This is a genomic window from Virgibacillus chiguensis, assembly GCF_900129865.1.
GTDB classification, from domain to species: domain Bacteria; phylum Bacillota; class Bacilli; order Bacillales; family Amphibacillaceae; genus Virgibacillus; species Virgibacillus chiguensis.
The window spans coordinates 1-16868 of sequence record NZ_FQXD01000021.1 but is presented as its reverse complement, the minus strand read 5'-3'; the positions used below and the strand labels follow the sequence as shown (position 1 = coordinate 16868).

At 35.9% G+C, this 16868-nt stretch carries 14 protein-coding genes and 1 pseudogene; 3 read left to right on the top strand and 12 right to left on the bottom strand.

Features of this window, described 5'->3' with window-relative positions; translation table 11 throughout:
• Positions 1-31 precede the first annotated feature (31 nt).
• From tyrP to BUB45_RS17260, 5 genes are all read right to left on the bottom strand, one after another.
• A complete protein-coding gene (gene tyrP / locus BUB45_RS17280) occupies positions 32-1465 on the bottom strand; it encodes a tyrosine-tyramine antiporter (RefSeq protein WP_073012740.1) in 1434 nt (477 codons plus the stop codon).
• A gap of 898 nt (positions 1466-2363) precedes the next feature.
• Entirely contained in the window at positions 2364-3023 is a 660-nt protein-coding gene (locus BUB45_RS17275) for an SDR family oxidoreductase (RefSeq protein WP_073012737.1), read from the bottom strand.
• Positions 3024-3581: 558 nt separating this feature from the next.
• Positions 3582-3830: a helix-turn-helix domain-containing protein gene (locus tag BUB45_RS17270; protein WP_073012734.1), complete on the bottom strand. Its 249-nt coding sequence runs from the start codon at positions 3828-3830 to the stop codon at positions 3582-3584.
• A gap of 9 nt (positions 3831-3839) precedes the next feature.
• On the bottom strand, positions 3840-4316 hold the full coding sequence (locus BUB45_RS17265; protein WP_073012731.1) for a DUF2975 domain-containing protein: 477 nt from the start codon (positions 4314-4316) through the stop codon (positions 3840-3842).
• Positions 4317-4859: 543 nt separating this feature from the next.
• Complete coding sequence (locus BUB45_RS17260) at positions 4860-5840, bottom strand: tRNA dihydrouridine synthase (protein ID WP_073012728.1); 981 nt, start codon at positions 5838-5840, stop codon at positions 4860-4862.
• Positions 5841-7116: 1276 nt separating this feature from the next.
• Between BUB45_RS17260 and BUB45_RS17255 the strand changes: the two genes are divergently transcribed.
• A complete protein-coding gene (locus tag BUB45_RS17255) occupies positions 7117-7926 on the top strand; it encodes a flagellin N-terminal helical domain-containing protein (protein ID WP_073012725.1) in 810 nt (269 codons plus the stop codon).
• 771 nt (positions 7927-8697) lie between these two features.
• The gene (hag, locus tag BUB45_RS17250; RefSeq protein ID WP_073012723.1) at positions 8698-9513 is read left to right on the top strand and encodes a flagellin Hag; all 816 of its coding nucleotides are present in this window, start codon (positions 8698-8700) and stop codon (positions 9511-9513) included.
• A gap of 378 nt (positions 9514-9891) precedes the next feature.
• Here the strand turns inward: hag and BUB45_RS17245 are convergent, their stop codons facing one another.
• From BUB45_RS17245 to BUB45_RS17235, 3 genes are all read right to left on the bottom strand, one after another.
• Positions 9892-10653, bottom strand: a complete 762-nt coding sequence (locus tag BUB45_RS17245) for a sulfite exporter TauE/SafE family protein (protein WP_073012720.1) — start codon at positions 10651-10653, stop codon at positions 9892-9894.
• Positions 10654-10753: 100 nt separating this feature from the next.
• Complete coding sequence (locus BUB45_RS17240) at positions 10754-11839, bottom strand: citrate/2-methylcitrate synthase (RefSeq protein ID WP_425303973.1); 1086 nt, start codon at positions 11837-11839, stop codon at positions 10754-10756.
• A gap of 2 nt (positions 11840-11841) precedes the next feature.
• Positions 11842-13164 carry an acyl-CoA dehydrogenase family protein gene (locus BUB45_RS17235; RefSeq protein WP_073012714.1) on the bottom strand — a complete coding sequence of 441 codons (1323 nt, stop codon included), beginning with the start codon at positions 13162-13164 and terminating at the stop codon, positions 11842-11844.
• Between the two features lie 508 nt (positions 13165-13672).
• Between BUB45_RS17235 and BUB45_RS17230 the strand changes: the two genes are divergently transcribed.
• Entirely contained in the window at positions 13673-14536 is an 864-nt protein-coding gene (locus tag BUB45_RS17230; RefSeq protein ID WP_073012712.1) for a LysR family transcriptional regulator, read from the top strand.
• Positions 14537-14563: 27 nt separating this feature from the next.
• On the opposite strand, the pseudogene BUB45_RS20275 reads toward BUB45_RS17230, so the two are convergent.
• From BUB45_RS20275 to BUB45_RS17210, 4 genes and pseudogenes are all read right to left on the bottom strand, one after another.
• A pseudogene (locus tag BUB45_RS20275) lies at positions 14564-14770 on the bottom strand (IS5/IS1182 family transposase); the annotation flags it as partial.
• Between the two features lie 148 nt (positions 14771-14918).
• A complete protein-coding gene (locus BUB45_RS17220; RefSeq protein ID WP_073012708.1) occupies positions 14919-15371 on the bottom strand; it encodes a hypothetical protein in 453 nt (150 codons plus the stop codon).
• Positions 15372-15639: 268 nt separating this feature from the next.
• Entirely contained in the window at positions 15640-15801 is a 162-nt protein-coding gene (locus BUB45_RS19995; RefSeq protein ID WP_170861781.1) for a hypothetical protein, read from the bottom strand.
• Between the two features lie 96 nt (positions 15802-15897).
• Entirely contained in the window at positions 15898-16755 is an 858-nt protein-coding gene (locus tag BUB45_RS17210) for a hypothetical protein (RefSeq protein WP_212590792.1), read from the bottom strand.
• Between the last annotated feature and the right edge of the window lie 113 nt (positions 16756-16868).

Here is a 16868-nt window from a genome sequence, read left to right as displayed (position 1 = left end):
AATTATCGTCACGAAATCAACTATTTTCTCTTTAGCTACATTTTTTATGATTGGTTGTTGTTTCTTTCTTCCATTCTGGTTTTTTACATTTGTGAATAATAAGTGCTATACCAACCATTATTACTGTAGCCGCTACTTGATAAATAATGTAACCTGTGTACTGACTAGGTTGTAAAATAGATGGTGGTATAAGACTGACAGTAAGCGTAATTACTACACTAATTAAAGACAGCATGGAAACAAACCACATTAATCCATTACCTTTATTGCCTAATTTAAATGGTCGCACAACTTCTGGCATTTTATAGCGTAAGCGAATTGCTGAAATAGCAATTAATGCATACACGATACAATATAAAATAGTAGTAGTAATTGTAATAATTAAAAAGGCACTATTTACATCAGGAACAACTACATACAAGAAAGATACGAGAGAAATAACAATTGCTTGAATTAATACAAAGGTTATTGGAATGTCTTTTTCCGTTCTTTTTTGAAAGAATCTAGGCAAGTTACCTTCATCGGCAATTTTTATCATCGCTTTACTTGGGCCAAGTACCCATGCACTTAACTGTACTAACACCCCAATTAAAATCATCAATGAAATGATATTCACGAAAATAGATGGAATACCCAAGTTCTCAGAGAAAATCTTGTATGGTTGTGTAATATTAGCTAACTCCAATTCACCTACTGGTACTGCGTTGGAAACTGTTAACCCAGCGACAATATTAAAGAAAACCAACAAAACAACAGATGCTATAACCGCAATTGGATAATTACGTTTAGGGTTTTGGATATTATTTGCATGCACAGAGGAGATTTCTACACCTGCAAAAATAAAGATAATTCCAGATAAATAAGTTAAGCTACCTAAGTCTTTAAAATTCGGAACAAGGTCACTCGGTTTAAAATCCCCTAAATAACTATTTGGCTGAATACCATTCTTAATCATATAGATAACACCTAGACCAACTAGGAGAACAAATGGGATATAAACACCGATAATGGCTCCCCAGTTACCAGCTATTTTTACCATGTCAAATTTCAGATTTAGTAACGTCACACTCCAGTAGGAGATTAAAATAACTGCAAAAATAAAGTAATTGTTTGAAGATAGCTCTGGTGTATTAACAACATATCCAAATAACACACCTACTGTAGACGCAACCATGACCATACCAAAAAACATTTGAACCCATAGTAACCATGAGGTAACAAATCCCCATTTCTCACCTAATGCGTTCTTCACCCAAACTGTAGGCCCGCCTTCCTCCGGCCAACCTGTAGAAAGTTCCGCCGACATCAAGGCGATCGGCAATGCGAATAGAACTGCCGCAATTAACATATAAAAAATTTGTGTCCACCCAGTTATAGAAAGTGTTGGCACACTACGTACCGTACCAAAAAAAGCCATCGTAATACCGATTAGCCCAAAAAGTGTTAGGCTTTTTGTTTTAGCCATAAATTTTCCTTCTTTCCTATTTCAACTTGTTACTTAAAGATGCATCTCATTTTCATATGACTGTATACCTAGGAAGTTCATATCAAAATGAAAGAATTTCTACTTAGAGAACGGATGAACAAAATCATTCCCCGTTATCTCTGACTAACAACTACACATGGAAACAGCAAATGTTTGATGTTTCACATATAATTCAAAACGTGAATTAAAGTTCAGTCATCATGCCTCTCCAATACGCATTTTTTATCGTACGTAAAAAAGATATCTCATCGATTGCTGTTTAGTGAAAGCACTCACAAGTTAACTTGCAATCCTAAGTTTACGCCTGTTTTTTTGTTTTGTCAATACATAATTTAACGTTGATTTAAAAGGGTTTATTTAACATTTATAAAATCTTGTTATTTAACGGGGTGACGCATTGTTTAGTTTATTAATAAATCGATGAATGCTTTTATCGATAAAAGCGTTAAATTGTTTTTGCTAAAGTACATAAGGTGTAGTAGCCTTCATTTGAGGGTTTTTTTATCGTCTAAATGGAATATCAGTAGATTAAAAACTTGGCTTAGCGCCAAGTTTAAGGGAGAAAGTTTGTATTTTTTGTAGGTAAAACTCGCCTGCAAGTGCTTTTTTCAAATTAGATGGTGACTTCTCTATTGTAGCCATGGCTAAAATTGCATACTATCACTAGTTATTAGGAAAAGTTGGCTATCGCTGTAGCTTGCTTGTACTATAAATCTTCTATTTTTAGAAATACTTTGCTTATCATGAAAATATTTCTAGAGAAAAACGCTGTCGTATTTCTTATCCTATAATCTTTAAAACTCTATACTTTCCTATAATGTAAAAAAACTCCAATCAGCGAAGGGTACCCAGATTCCCTTACTGATTGGAGAGTTACTTATAACTGTTGTAACACCTGCTTGATTTCTGTTTCCCCTGTTACAACTTGAAATTCTTTACCAATGGTTGTTTCATCTTCTAAACAGCCAAAAATAACGCTTGCCACATCTTCACGAGGTATTTCTCCTCGCTCCACTTTCGTTGCTGCCTGCACTTTCCCCGTTCCTGAATCATTCGTTAATAATCCAGGATGGACAATTGTATAATCTAAATCGGTGCTTCTGAGCCACTCATCTGCATAATGCTTAGCAACGACATATGGGGCAAAAGAAGCTGATGATTGTTGGATAGCTTCCCTGCTCGTGTCAAATGAGCTTACCATCACAAAACGCTTTACCCCAGCTACTTTCGTTGCTTCCATCGTTTTGACTGCACCATCTAAATCCACCATTAATGTTTTGTCTTTTCCAGTTTTAGGTCCTGAACCAGCTGTAAACACGACAGCGTCAACACCGTCAGCCGCTTTCGTAATCGCTGCTACCTCATCTTCAAGATCCACAATGACTGTCTCTGCACCTAATTCGTTAAAATAGCTCGCTTGCTCTTGTTTACGAATCATCGCTCTTGCTGTGTGTTTCCCACTAGCTTGAATTTGTTTCACCAGATGTTTACCAATTTGTCCGTTTGCTCCTACAACAAGAATTTTCAAAATAACCATCCTTTCATCCTTATTGTTTCTTCTATTTCTATCGTAAATAGAATTTTTATCTCTGTCCACCATTCTGATTCGGAGTGGCTTTATGACTATTTTGAAAAAATTGCAACGAATATTGGTGCATCGTTTAGTAAAGATAAATGGCGTACGCTTGTAAACAAAAGCAGAAAAAGAGGGGAAGATGAAACGGAGCAATGAGCAAGAACTAAGTTACAACGAGGGATGAAGTCGTATATATTTGACAAGAAGGGGTATGATGGCGTGGAAGTAGAAGTTGATTTGGCAAATAAAGAATCCCCTTTCATTTGCAGGGGATGCCAATACTTCTAAAGAAGCATTAGAAAAGGGAAGTGCACGGACTATTTCAATTTAATGGAGCCTCTCATGACTAAAACACGAATGAGGTGGTTTGGCTTTCAAATATGTCGGTTCGTTAACTTTGCAAAATCCATGCTTTCATCGCAACTCATTTATTTACAATGAGATTGATAAAACGCTTGAAAAATTGATAAAATATGCGGAGGCAGCGGCCTGTAACACGACCTCCGTACAACGTCATTTCTATTGCACTTGCCTATGATTCTCTTCTTTAATTTCTGTCTCCAAGTCAGCTTGATATTCTAAAATATCCCCTGGCTGACAATCTAACGCTTTACAGATGGCTTCTAACGTAGAAAAACGAACTGCTTTCGCCTTGCCATTTTTTAAAATAGATAAGTTCGCCATCGTGATACCTACTTTTTCCGAAAGCTCCGTTACACTCATTTTTCTTTTTGCTAACATTACATCAATGTGAACTATAATTGCCATGTACTCACCTCAAATCGTCAACTCATTTTCTGACTGAATCTTCATTGCATTTTTCAAAAGTTCTTGTAAAACCGCGGCGAACAACATGATAACGATGGCAGAAAAAAGAATCGCCAATCCTACAATTGCAATACTAGGATGAAGCGCACTTTGCGTTAGAAGATAAATCATTCCACTTATATAACATAGACTGATGACAATCGCGCTGTACTTAATACGCGCTAATGACCGCACCGCAAACGTTGAAAAAGCAAGCTGCTTCTCCATATAATTCAATAAATTAAGCGCTTGATATAACGCATAGAAAAAAGGGATTGTTGTCGCATACAAGCCTATTAAAATAGGATATTGTAAATAAGAAAACTCCGGAAACATCTCTGCTGAACTGCTTGCTAACGGAGGCAAGGCGAAAATACATAAGCCTAATACCACGATGCCAATTACAAAAATAGCAATCTTCAAGATTTGTACTGCTACACGTCTCATAGGAACACCTCACTTTTTATCGTTATCTCTATTATAATTCTTTATTTATTGAATATCAATAAATAATTATTACATACCATATATAATGCATTACTTGAATGAAAGAAAAAATAAGTATACGTAATATATGTAAGCTTTTAGAAATACAAGTAGTAGCACATCTTAGAAACGTTTGGCTTATCATCAAATCTTACTATATAGACGTTAATCCATTCCCACAACCTAAGTCTAATACTCGCATACCGCTTTTTAATGGAACAACTTGCATTAGTTCATCAAGTATTTTCATACTATTTGGATCCATCATGTTTTCATTAAAAGCAATTTATCATATTTCGCAGATTTTATATATTTCATTTTCATTCAACTTCTATAGGATGGCTTGGCATTGCTTTGTTAAGTTGTTCTGCGAGTGCACAAGTTGATTCTATTATAGACAAAGGCTTGTTGCCGAAGTGTCTAAGCTTTTCCCGAGAAATAACGCTCGTTTAGCGTATATCACTTTTCCGCATAAACGAAATAGGTAACAAACAACCAGACCCCCTAAATTGGGGCATCTGGTTGTTTGCAATGCTCAAAGTTATCCAGCAATGTACGTACTTCATCTGTCGTTTCTGTACTCATTAATTGATTCCTTAACTCGCTCGCCCCGTGAAAGTCACGGACGTATATCTTAAAAAAGCGACGAAGCGGCTTAAATGGACGTGGCTCCAACTTTGTATACTTATCGAAAAGATCAAGATGCAATCTTAAAAGGTCAAGCAACTCTTCGCTGGTATGTTCTTTCGGCTCTTTTTCAAACGCAAATGGATTCTTAAATACACCTCGACCAATCATAATCCCATCTACACCATATTGATGGGCAAGTTCCAAACCAGTCTGACGATCAGGAATATCTCCATTAATGGTTAATAAAGTATTTGGTGCTACTTCATCACGAAGTTTCTTTATTTCTGGGATGAGCTCCCAATGGGCAGCTACTTTACTCATTTCTTTTTTCGTACGTAAGTGAATAGAAAGATTTGCGATATCTTGTTGTAAGATGTGACGTAACCAAATTCGCCACTCTTCCACTTGGGTGTAGCCAAGCCTTGTCTTCACACTTACGGGAAGTCCACCTGCTTTTGCTGCTTGAATCAGCTCTGCAGCAACTTCTGGACGTCGAATAAGCCCACATCCCTTTCCGTTCGCTGCAACATTAGGTGCAGGGCAACCCATATTCATATCAATGCCTTTAAATCCTTCTTCTGCCATACCAATACTCATTTGGCGAAAGTTTTCAGGTTTATCGCCCCATATATGGGCTACAATAGGCTGTTCATCCTCTGTGAAAGTTAGGCGTCCACGTACACTAAATTTCCCCTCGGGATGGCAATAGCTCTCCGAGTTTGTAAATTCTGTAAAGAAAACGTCTGGTCTTCCAGCTTCACTAACGACATGACGAAATACAACATCCGTCACATCTTCCATCGGTGCTAATACAAAAAACGGCTTTGGTAAATTGCGCCAAAAATTATCTGTCATATTCAAACAAATCCTTTCACTATAAAAAAACGGAGAAATCTCTCGTTTGCTATTTTAAAAAAATAAAGCTTTATCCTGTATTTTTTGAGCGAGATTGGGCATATAGCCATGATGTTGAGCTGCATTTATTGGAACATCTGGCTGAATGGATCAAAGATGTTGTCTGCAGAACTCGCAATGAGTTTTGTAGCCTAAGAGAAGTCTAACATGTTACGGGGCATTTAGGTACTGCTATTTCCTGCTAGTGGTTTTGATTGCCGAAGTGCATACCCAATCCGTGGGTGTCTTCTTCACCTACGCATTGTTAGAAGAAGTTCACGGGAATGATTTAAAAGCCTCTGATGCTATTTTCTTTCACTTAGACTTACCCAGCTTTGTAGCTCTCCATTCAGGAAGTACAATCTTCCTGTTGCTTATTTGGTAAAAGCCTGTATGTTTTTTCATACAAGTGCAATAACCCATTCGTATGCAGCAGGGGCATTTTATACTTGTAGTTATTACCCTTATACCGTGCATGATTGGTTGTAGCAAATGATAGTAAACCTTGATTATTATACACTTTTGTTGGGATAAATGGGAAGTGTAATGACGTTTATAGGTAATGAAACGTATGTCATTCTTGGGCTATTTTTTGGTGGATAAGTTGCATTTGGCTAGACCAAAAATTATTATGGTTTCCTATAATATAGGATAAATTTACGAGGTTAAAAAAGACCCTCGAATTAGAATCTTTCACTCTCATTTGCGGGTGCTAGTATCGTGAGGCTTGTGCAATTGCTTGTAGATTTTGGTTACTACTCGTAAAGAAATTTATATTTATTTTCCTCTTTTATTACATAATAATGCAGCCAGGTAACTCCTTTCACTTCCAAAATAAATTGCTATAACAGGATTTTAGTTCGTTCACAGGATATTGATTAGTCTTTATGATTTAACTTATTTTGTAAAAGAAATACACTTGCATGACTGCATGAATTGTAGCTTAGAGGCTATTGCTCAATCTTTCGCTTATAAAACCCATTTTAAATGAAAAATTTTCTATTAAAAATCACTTTTTCTCTTAACATTAAAAAACAATGGTCGATATAAATAATAGATCATCTAGGAAGATGATATAAATGCACGAACTATTAAAGCGCCATAAGCTTTTAGGATTGTGCGAATAAATTTGGATAATAACTCCTACTATTAGGAGATTATTATATATTACATACTAGCAACTCAAAAGGATAAGGACCGCTAGTATAAAAATCAAACACACGGAGGTAGAAAAATTATGATTATTAATCACAACATTGCAGCGTTAAACACACATCGTCAACTTTCTAACAACAACGGCGCTGTACAAAACTCATTGGAGAAACTTTCTTCAGGTCTTAAAATTAACAAAGCAGGAGATGACGCTGCAGGTCTAGCAATCTCTGAAAAAATGCGTGGTCAAATCCGTGGATTGGAAATGGCACAAAAAAACGCACAAGATGGTATCTCTTTAGCGCAAACTGCTGAAGGTGCAATGAATGAAACACATGCTATCCTTCAACGTATGCGTGAATTAGCCGTACAATCTTCTAACGACACGAATACAGAACAAGACCGTAAAGAATTGCAAAAAGAAGTCGAACAGTTAACAAGTGCATTAGATGACATTTCTACTGACACAGAATTCAACACACAAAAGTTGCTTGATGGTTCGTTTGATGCAACATTCCACGTAGGTGCTAACGAAGGGCAAAACCTTTCTTTAGAAATTGGAGACATGAGTTCTGAAGAATTAAAAGTTAATGAAATCGATATTACTGAGCAAGAATCAGCTAACAATGCAATTGAAACAATTCAAACAGCAATTGACAACGTATCTTCTGAACGTTCTAAAATTGGTGCGGTACAAAACCGTTTGCAACATACCATTAACAATCTAGGTACGTCTGCTGAAAACTTAACCGCAGCTGAATCACGAATCCGTGATGTGGATATGGCGAAAGAAATGATGAACTTTACGAAGGACAACATTCTTACACAAGCTGCTCAATCTATGCTTGCGCAAGCTAACCAACAACCACAAGGCGTACTTCAACTACTTCGTTAATTCGTACAGAAAAATATATAAATATAACCTCACTTCTTATAAGTGGGGTTATATTTTTTCCTTGTCTATATTTTTGACTTCCTAATCATACTATTTTTTAATTCCCTAGTTGTCTTATACAGTATTCAAAACGAAAAATATAAGATATTCACTAAGAATCATTATTTTCAGTTACTAATCTTGAAGCAGCTTCTTTACATAATTTGTAATACTTCCTTAGGTATAGAAAAACAGTTCCTTGTACGCGATTGCTTTAATAATCTTTGATGCCTGGAAATTTGAACATTGATTTCAGTATTTATTAAAGTAAACAACTTCTGTATACCAGTCATTATTGGTATACATTTTATCACTTATATTTATGGCAAGCATTCTTTATACATCTTTAAGTAGACCTACCAAGGCAATTGATATTGTCCATATAACCTTTTTATTTCGATAGAATATTAAATTATGTATATGAAAGACAGAAACAAGTGAACGAGATGTTTTTTTAACTTTACTTCCAAAAGACTAATGCAATTTATATTTTTCTATTAAAAATTACTTTTTAGCTTAACATTAAAAAACAATGGTCGATATAAATAATAGATCATCTAGGAAGATGATATAAATGCACGAACTATTAAAGCGCCATAAGCTTTTAGGATTGTGCGAATAAATTTGGATAATAACTCCTACTATTAGGAGATTATTATATATTACATACTAGCAACTCAAAAGGATAAGGACCGCTAGTATAAAAATCAAACACACGGAGGTAGAAAAATTATGATTATTAATCACAACATTGCAGCGTTGAACACACATCGTCAACTTTCTAACAACAACGGCGCTGTACAAAACTCATTGGAGAAGCTTTCTTCTGGTCTTAAAATTAACAAAGCAGGAGATGACGCTGCAGGGCTAGCAATCTCTGAAAAAATGCGTGGTCAAATCCGTGGATTGGAAATGGCACAAAAAAACGCACAAGATGGTATCTCTTTAGCGCAAACTGCTGAAGGTGCAATGAATGAAACACATGCTATCCTTCAACGTATGCGTGAATTAGCTGTTCAATCTTCTAACGACACGAACACAGAACAAGACCGTAAAGAATTGCAAAAAGAAGTGGATCAGTTAAAAAGTGCATTAGATGACATTTCTACAGACACAGAATTCAACACACAAAAGTTGCTTGATGGTTCATTTGAGGCAACATTCCACGTAGGTGCTAACGAAGGGCAAAACCTTTCTTTAGAAATTGGAGATATGTCTTCAAGTTCTGAATCGTTAAATGTTAATGAAATCGATATTACTGAGCAAGGTTCAGCAGACGAAGCAATTACTACTATTCAAGAAGCAATTGACAACGTATCTGCTGAGCGTTCGAAAATTGGTGCAGTACAAAACCGTTTGCAACATACCATTAACAATCTAGGTACGTCTGCTGAAAACTTAACCGCAGCTGAATCACGTATCCGTGATGTGGATATGGCGAAAGAAATGATGAACTTTACGAAGGACAACATTCTTACACAAGCTGCTCAATCTATGCTTGCACAAGCTAACCAACAACCACAAGGCGTACTTCAATTACTTCGTTAATTCGTACAGAAAAATATATAAATATAACCTCACTTTTTAAAAGTGGGGTTATATTTTTTCTTTGTCTATATTTTTGACTGCAGAATCATATTTTAAAATCATATAAAACATAAAAAATCAACTAAATATATGTAGTCCAAAACGGATGATTCAGTGCCACAGTTGCTTCAACAGACATCATTTGGGAATTATTATTAGGACACCATCTAATAGAATTAGACGAGATAACAGCTACTGGAACTACATTCTGCCCCAATAGCTGTTCTTGTTTTGTATAATTAAACCCAAACTTCCGTCCAGATTCACTAACGATGCTGCGAGATAGCAGAAAGATAAGGGCAATGCGTCAAAAGTTCAGCCAGGATTTTTATAAATATTCTAAAAATCAAAAAAACCCAAAAGCTTCCCTGCCATGAAAAATACGGTGATGATAAGAAAAACCCGAATCCATTTATCACCCTTATATATGGCGATATGACTTCCAGCCCAGGCCCCAAAGGCATTTCCAACCGCCAAGGACAAACCAAGATACCAATTAATTTGCCCATGAATAATGAATACAAAAAGAGAAACCAAAATGTAAATTCCACCGACAAAAACCTTAATACTGTTTGATTTAACAAGACTAATTCCAAAAATGGCTGTTAAACCAGCAATTATAAAAAAACCAGCTCCCGCTTGAATAAATCCACCGTAAATCCCCACAAAAAAGAAAGTAGTGATACCCAACACTTTACGAGCGATAGAATAGTCTCCATTGCCAATCGCTGAAATTTTCTTTTCCGGTTTCCAGATAATAAATATAACTGTAATTACCATTATAACAGCAAGTATCTTGTTAAATAATTGATCAGATATAGAGACGGCAAGGTTGGCCCCTATTACTGACCCTATAATAGCTGGAATGCTTAGCAAGAAACCAAGTTTTTTGTCAAAGTATCCTTTTCGATAAAAATTCGTTGTCGCAGCAATACTTTGGACCACTATAGCAACCCGATTAGTTCCGTTGGCAACTGCGGATGGTAAACCAAGAAAAATTAAAACAGGTAGGGTTAAAAGAGATCCCCCTGCGGCCATTGTATTAATAAAACCTGCTATAAAACCTGTAATTAGGATTAGAAAAATATCTGTAAAAGACATAATAAACATCCCTTAATTTGCTTTGGTAAAATAGAAACAACAATATAAGAACTTCAGTTTGCCTAATCAAAATAGACAGACAGATGAAAAACATAAACATTTACAATCTTAAACCAATTCGCGGTCCTGAATAAACCGATTGGGGATAAATCAAGGGACCATTAGCAGCCTCTATTGAATGTGCACACCACCCAACCGATCTGCTAACCGCAAAAGTTGCAGTTAACAAATTGTTATCAAAACCAACAGCATTTAGCAACGCAGCTGCATAAAATTCAACATTGGTTATAAATTGTTTATTAGGTTTATATTCTTTAAGCAATTGTAGTGTCATTTCCTCAACATGAGTGGCCAAATCCAACTTGCTGTCGTTTCCAGATAGTTTGATTGCAATATTTTTTAATGGTAAAACTCGCGGATCCCGGTACTTATACACTCGGTGGCCAAACCCCATGATTCTTTTTCCAGCTTCGATTTTCTCTCGTAACCACCGTTCCGTGTTTTCCTTTGAGCCAATCTCTTGTAGATTCATAGAAATTTGTGATAAAGCACCACCGTGCAACGGTCCTTTCAATGCAGAGATAGCCGCAGATACTGATGAGACAATGTCTGCCCGGGTTGATGTAATCACTCTAGCTGTAAAAGTCGAAGGATTCATTCCATGCTCCAATGTTGAAATCAGATAAGCCTCTAGTGCTTGAACTTGTTCTAATTTGGGCTCAGTGCCCTTTATCATGTATAGATAATTAGCAGTGTGACCTAAATGATTACTTGGTTCGACAGGTTTTCTTTTACAAACACGATTGTATCTGTAAGCTATTATTGAAGGTATTTTAGTACATATTGATAACGACTGTTCTACCGTTGGAGGAAAACTGAATTCCCCTAAGGTTGAAATTGCCGTTCGAAGTACACTAAGCATATCAACATCTGTAGGAATAGTATTGATGATTTCTTTTACAGGTTCCGGCAACGAACGATAAAGTGCCATTTTATTTTTAAAGCTAGATAATTCTTCTACAGAGGGAAGATGCCCCATCAATAAAAGGTGGACAACCTCTTCAAATACATGGTTTTTCGCTAACTTTCCTACCTCGTGTCCTCTGTACTCAAGCAAACCTTCGTCACCATCTATAAAACATAATTTTGTCTTTGCTACAGCAACATCTGCGAGATCAGTAGACATGATCATACTATTTTCTCTCTCTTTGGGGTCATTCTACCATATGAGGCATTATAAACCTCTTTTCCAAGCAACTCTCTCCCAAGTACAGACTTCATAACCTCCGTTGAACCATCAGCAATTAAAAACGCTCTCACGTCACGAAGACGTTGTTCAAGACCATAGTCTTTAATATATCCCCGAGCACCGTGTATCTGTAAAGCATCATCTATTACCTTGTAAGCTGATGTTGTTCCAAACCATTTTGCCATGTATGCCTCTTTTGCATTTGGTTTACCCTTATCCAAATAGACTAAGGACTTATAAGCAAGTAATCGTGCTGCTTCAAGTGTTGTTTCTCCTTCAGAAATTTTATGCATTACCGAGTGAAATCGTCCAATTGGTCCACCAAATGCTTGTCGACTCTTAGCAAAATCTATAGCCTGCTCTAGTGCCATTTGAGCACTACCAATGGAAATTAACGCAACTAAATTTCTCACAAAATTAAAATGTTGATTAACAATTGCAAACCCCTGTCCTTCTTCACCCAGTAAGTTTTCAGTAGGTACGACTACGTCATCTAGTTCAAAACCGCCATAAGAGAACCCTTTTAGCCCTAGTGCATCGTATTCATACTTTTTAATGTTTGGATCGTTCATTTCTACGATAAAGGCCGATAACCCTTTGGCACCTAATTCCTGATCTGTTTTTGCAAATACCACAAATACCTTTGCTTCCCTTATTCTATTGACCCACTCTTTTTCTCCTGAAATAATGTAACTGGATCCAACTCTTTTAGCTGTGGTTTGAAACGCACCTACATCTGAACCACCAGTAGGTTCAGTCAAACCTGCTCCGATTAAAATCTCACCCCTCATGAGTGGGGGAAGATATTTTTCTTTTTGTTCTTTGGTTCCATAGTTCGCAATTAATCTGCCATGACCTGCTCCGAAAAGCTCTCTTGTATTTAATCCGAAGCGTCCACACACTTCGTAAATATGTCCCATAGTCAAATCAGATACCCCGTGACCACCATCTTCTTTCGATACATCTAATCCTATTAGGTTTTCCTGTCCAGCAAGCTCGCGAATATGCCATGGCAAACGTTCAGATTCACTTTTCATTGCGTTTTCCAGATCATTTTTTACAAGAAATTGTTGAATTCTTGTAATCCAATCATTTTGTTCTGTGTTTGGTTCGAAATCCATTTTGCTTCCTCCTAAGTGTATAATATCGTATTTTTCTGTTAATTGTTCTGGAGTCGAATTTAGCAACAATTGAAGCCTATCCATGCTTTGCATAAAATCTGCTATTTCCTGCAACAACAATACTCGCTTTGTTAATCCCAATAATCTGCTTCCTCTTTTTTGCCTAATAATCCAGGGAACTATTTGGTGATTCTCAATATTTAATTGCCCAATTAGCCTTTTCAAATGAATTCACAATTCAATTGTTTCACTAAGTTTCTTATATTCTCTTGAATCACTGTCAGCTTACCTTTCATTTCTTGCCAATCATTAGGATCAATATTTGTATTAATTCATTGTTTCCGCTTGAATCAGAATCTATTGGTGTGTCACTTAACTGCATCTCTAAATTTTCTAAGACCAATTTCTACAAAAAAGATTGGTCATTGGTAAATAAATCACTTTCTTCCTCAGACAATCTCGCCCTCAAACGACGAACATCTCTCAGATTGACTCACCCCCTTTTTCTTTAATATAGACACAGCGCTAAAAACCTTTAGGAAGAAGAAAATATCTCCTATTTACTATTCATCATAATACCTTTAGACTTATAATAAAAATGATTAAATAAGATTGAATCGATCATTTTAAATGATAAGGGGAGTCTAGGATGGACATAAAGGAATTAGTTATCTTTAAAACTTTAGCTCATGAAGGAAATATCACAAGGGCCGCTGAACAATTAAATTATGTTCAATCTAATGTCACAGGGAGAGTAAAAAAATTAGAATCAGAACTGCAAACCGTACTGTTTTACAGACATCCGCGGGGTGTCTCGTTAACCTCAAAAGGAAAATTGCTTTTAGCGTATACAGACAAAATTTTAAACTTAATGGAAGAAACGAAAAAAGCTATTCAAGATTCTGAAACCCCTCATGGCCCACTATCTATAGGTGCAAATGAGACAACGGCATCTGTTAGATTACCTGCTGTTTTGGTTTCTTACAATGAGAACTACCCTGAAGTAGAATTGTCCCTAAACATTGGTGAAACAGAAGATCTTATCAGTGATGTTCTTGATTACAAACTAGATGGAGCGTTTGTGGTAGGACCCGTTAAACATCCTGACATTATTCAGACACCAATACTGAAGGAAGAACTCGTTGTTATAACAGACAATCTGCAAGCCCCATTCACTTTTTTAACAGATTTAAAAAAACGGACATTGCTAACACGCCCCCATTGCATTCACAGAAAACGTCTAGAACAATGGCTTCATGATGAGGGCATTTTCCCCTTAAAAATTATGGAGTTCGGAACATTAGAAGCAATCATCGGATGCGTAAAAGCCGGATTAGGGGTTTCTATAACTACAAAGTCACTTGTCAGCCACCATAAAATGGATGACAAGCTCTGTTACCACGAGATTCCCGAGAAATACTCCACTGTAAAAACAGTGTTTATACGAAGAAAAGATGCCTTTATCACAAGTGCCTATAGCAGGTTTATAGAAATGATACACCAAAGTTTCTGAGGGCAATACTTAAAAAAATTTTTCATTTAAATCCTCTATCGTTGAGATTCGTTCCCACATATCTCACCGCAAAGGAAAAAATCATGGCTTCATAGTTCAATTCTTCTGGCGCACCTCGTCGTGATTTCTTCGTTACTCTGCGATCTATCTTATCCAAATCTATCGCAGAAAAAATGGCTTCATATTTTGGATAGGTTCCATATCGTATAATTCTTGGATGCCAAATAGCTTCATTTGTCATATCATGGGCATAAGCAGCACTCCTGCTATCTTTTTATGGTTTTGTTTTTATGACCATTATATAAGATTTGGGGAGGTGCTTCCTTTTTTATCATTTTAACCCCTTGTGAGATAAGGGGTGATTATTATGAAATTCATTTACTTATATTGTCATATAATATCTACAAATTAGATAAGCAAAAACCAAAGAAACGATAAACAGAATCGAACCTAAAGCCCTTAGAGCATCCTTACTTTTTTTCTTTATGTATCCATAAAGCAGGAAGTACCAACTAAGAAGCAATATGATGGAAATTCCAAGTACTGGAAGCAATGTTGATAAAAATAAACTAAAAACGATACATATCCCCGATAGGAATAAACTGATAAATGCCCAATCTTTTGTTGGACGAATTAACTGTATCTTATTTGGATTCATACTTAGCATACGCCATATGTAGTCACAAAGCCACAACACACTAAATATAAAAGGAATAATTAAAGTATATAAGTCAATCCCTCCTACAAATCCCGCACCAAATATTGTGAAAAAGGATAAGACAGAGAGGATAATAAGTGCTATGAAATAAGCCATATGAATAAGTGCTACTTTCACAATAATCACCAGCCCCTTTAGAATTATAAATAGTCAAACCACACAAATACTAATAGTTGTCAAAAAACAACTTTCCATTTATTGCACCAGCACCGATATGTGGAATAGATACGAATGGATCTATAAGCGCAACACCTGGCATTCCATATTTTTCAATATCTTTCCCTTGATTTTTTTGACCGCTTATGAATAAAGCCTTCTTTCTTTAATTTACGTTTTTGAGTTTAACGAGAACTTTATAAGGTATTATAACAAACATGATTGAAACCTAACTTCCACCACCTATACTAAATATTGCTGATAAGATTGGAGTAAGACCGAATAAACTGCCTGCTGCAGTTGCACCGGGAGATTCTACAGATAGAATAAATGATAACGCAAACATACCCAAATACTGTAAAAACACATTGTTAGGACTTGAGTATTTCAACGTTTTAACCTTGTCACAAATGCCCTCCTTTTCATCTTCACTAATTTTTTTCAACATATAGCAATAAATTCAAGATGCTCTGTTACTGTCACCCTTTCAACTCCTCTCATATGATAAAACTCCAGCCAATGAAATCATATTACTTGTAAGAGTAGTTGGAAGGTTAGCCATAACTGCATAAGGATACGAGTTAACAATCTCCCCATCCTTTTTATCAACCAAATGTCCTGGCTGAGCATACACTACTACAGGGATTTTTGAATCTCTGTCTTTTAATGCTTGAATATATGCTCTTATTGTTTCTTCTTGCTTATCCTTCTCTTTTTTTTCGTATCTATAAATAAGAATATCAACTTCTTTGTTGTCTAATTTTTGTTCAAATTCATCGAAATTATCTAATGTAATTAATTGAGCTTCACCTACTATTTCACGTATTCTCATTAATTCGAGTCTTTCCATCTCGTCTTTTCTTTCCTCTGGGCTTAAAACCAAGACTCTGCTTTTTCGAAGAGCGTGTTGATTCTCCATAAATCTTTCTAACTCTCTGTATTTTTCCTCAAAGTCTTCCATTTTAGGATCAATTAAACTTTTAATTTTACTTTTTGCTTCATCTTCAATTTCTTTAATTGAAGACTTTATCGTTAAATTAGCATTCTCCTTGACTTCTGTTTTTGTTTGACCAAAAATCCAGTAAAGTACTATTGTTCCCCCTGTTACCAACACACCTAATGCCACCAAAAACAAGCTGACTAAATTAATAAAACTTTCTCGATTACTATTTGCAAAGTCTTTGTAATTAGCATACTCCTGTTTTAGAAAATCAATTGTACTATCAGTATTACCTTTTTCTGTTTTAGGACTGCCTTCCTGTAGAGTTTGTATCTGTTTGTTAAGTACAACAAGTTTTCCTTCCAATCGTTCTTGCTTTTCACCTATTGAATTATTAATATGCAACAAAAAGAAAAAATTGAAGGGGCTGTTGCACAATCAAGTAATTGATTGTGTAACAGCTTTTTTGTGTATACACAAAAAAACAGACCACAAAGGGCCTGTTCTCATGTATTATT

Bases quoted from the DNA above. Each gene is read 5' to 3' on its own strand.
- tyrP (WP_073012740.1), bottom strand. From the start codon at position 1,465: ATGGCTAAAACAAAAAGCCTAACACTTTTTGGGCTAATCGGTATTACG.
- BUB45_RS17275 (WP_073012737.1), bottom strand. From the start codon at position 3,023: ATGGTTATTTTGAAAATTCTTGTTGTAGGAGCAAACGGACAAATTGGT.
- BUB45_RS17270 (WP_073012734.1), bottom strand. From the start codon at position 3,830: ATGGCAATTATAGTTCACATTGATGTAATGTTAGCAAAAAGAAAAATG.
- BUB45_RS17265 (WP_073012731.1), bottom strand. From the start codon at position 4,316: ATGAGACGTGTAGCAGTACAAATCTTGAAGATTGCTATTTTTGTAATT.
- BUB45_RS17260 (WP_073012728.1), bottom strand. From the start codon at position 5,840: ATGACAGATAATTTTTGGCGCAATTTACCAAAGCCGTTTTTTGTATTA.
- BUB45_RS17255 (WP_073012725.1), top strand. From the start codon at position 7,117: ATGATTATTAATCACAACATTGCAGCGTTAAACACACATCGTCAACTT.
- hag (WP_073012723.1), top strand. From the start codon at position 8,698: ATGATTATTAATCACAACATTGCAGCGTTGAACACACATCGTCAACTT.
- BUB45_RS17245 (WP_073012720.1), bottom strand. From the start codon at position 10,653: ATGTCTTTTACAGATATTTTTCTAATCCTAATTACAGGTTTTATAGCA.
- BUB45_RS17240 (WP_425303973.1), bottom strand. From the start codon at position 11,839: ATGTCTACTGATCTCGCAGATGTTGCTGTAGCAAAGACAAAATTATGT.
- BUB45_RS17230 (WP_073012712.1), top strand. From the start codon at position 13,673: ATGGACATAAAGGAATTAGTTATCTTTAAAACTTTAGCTCATGAAGGA.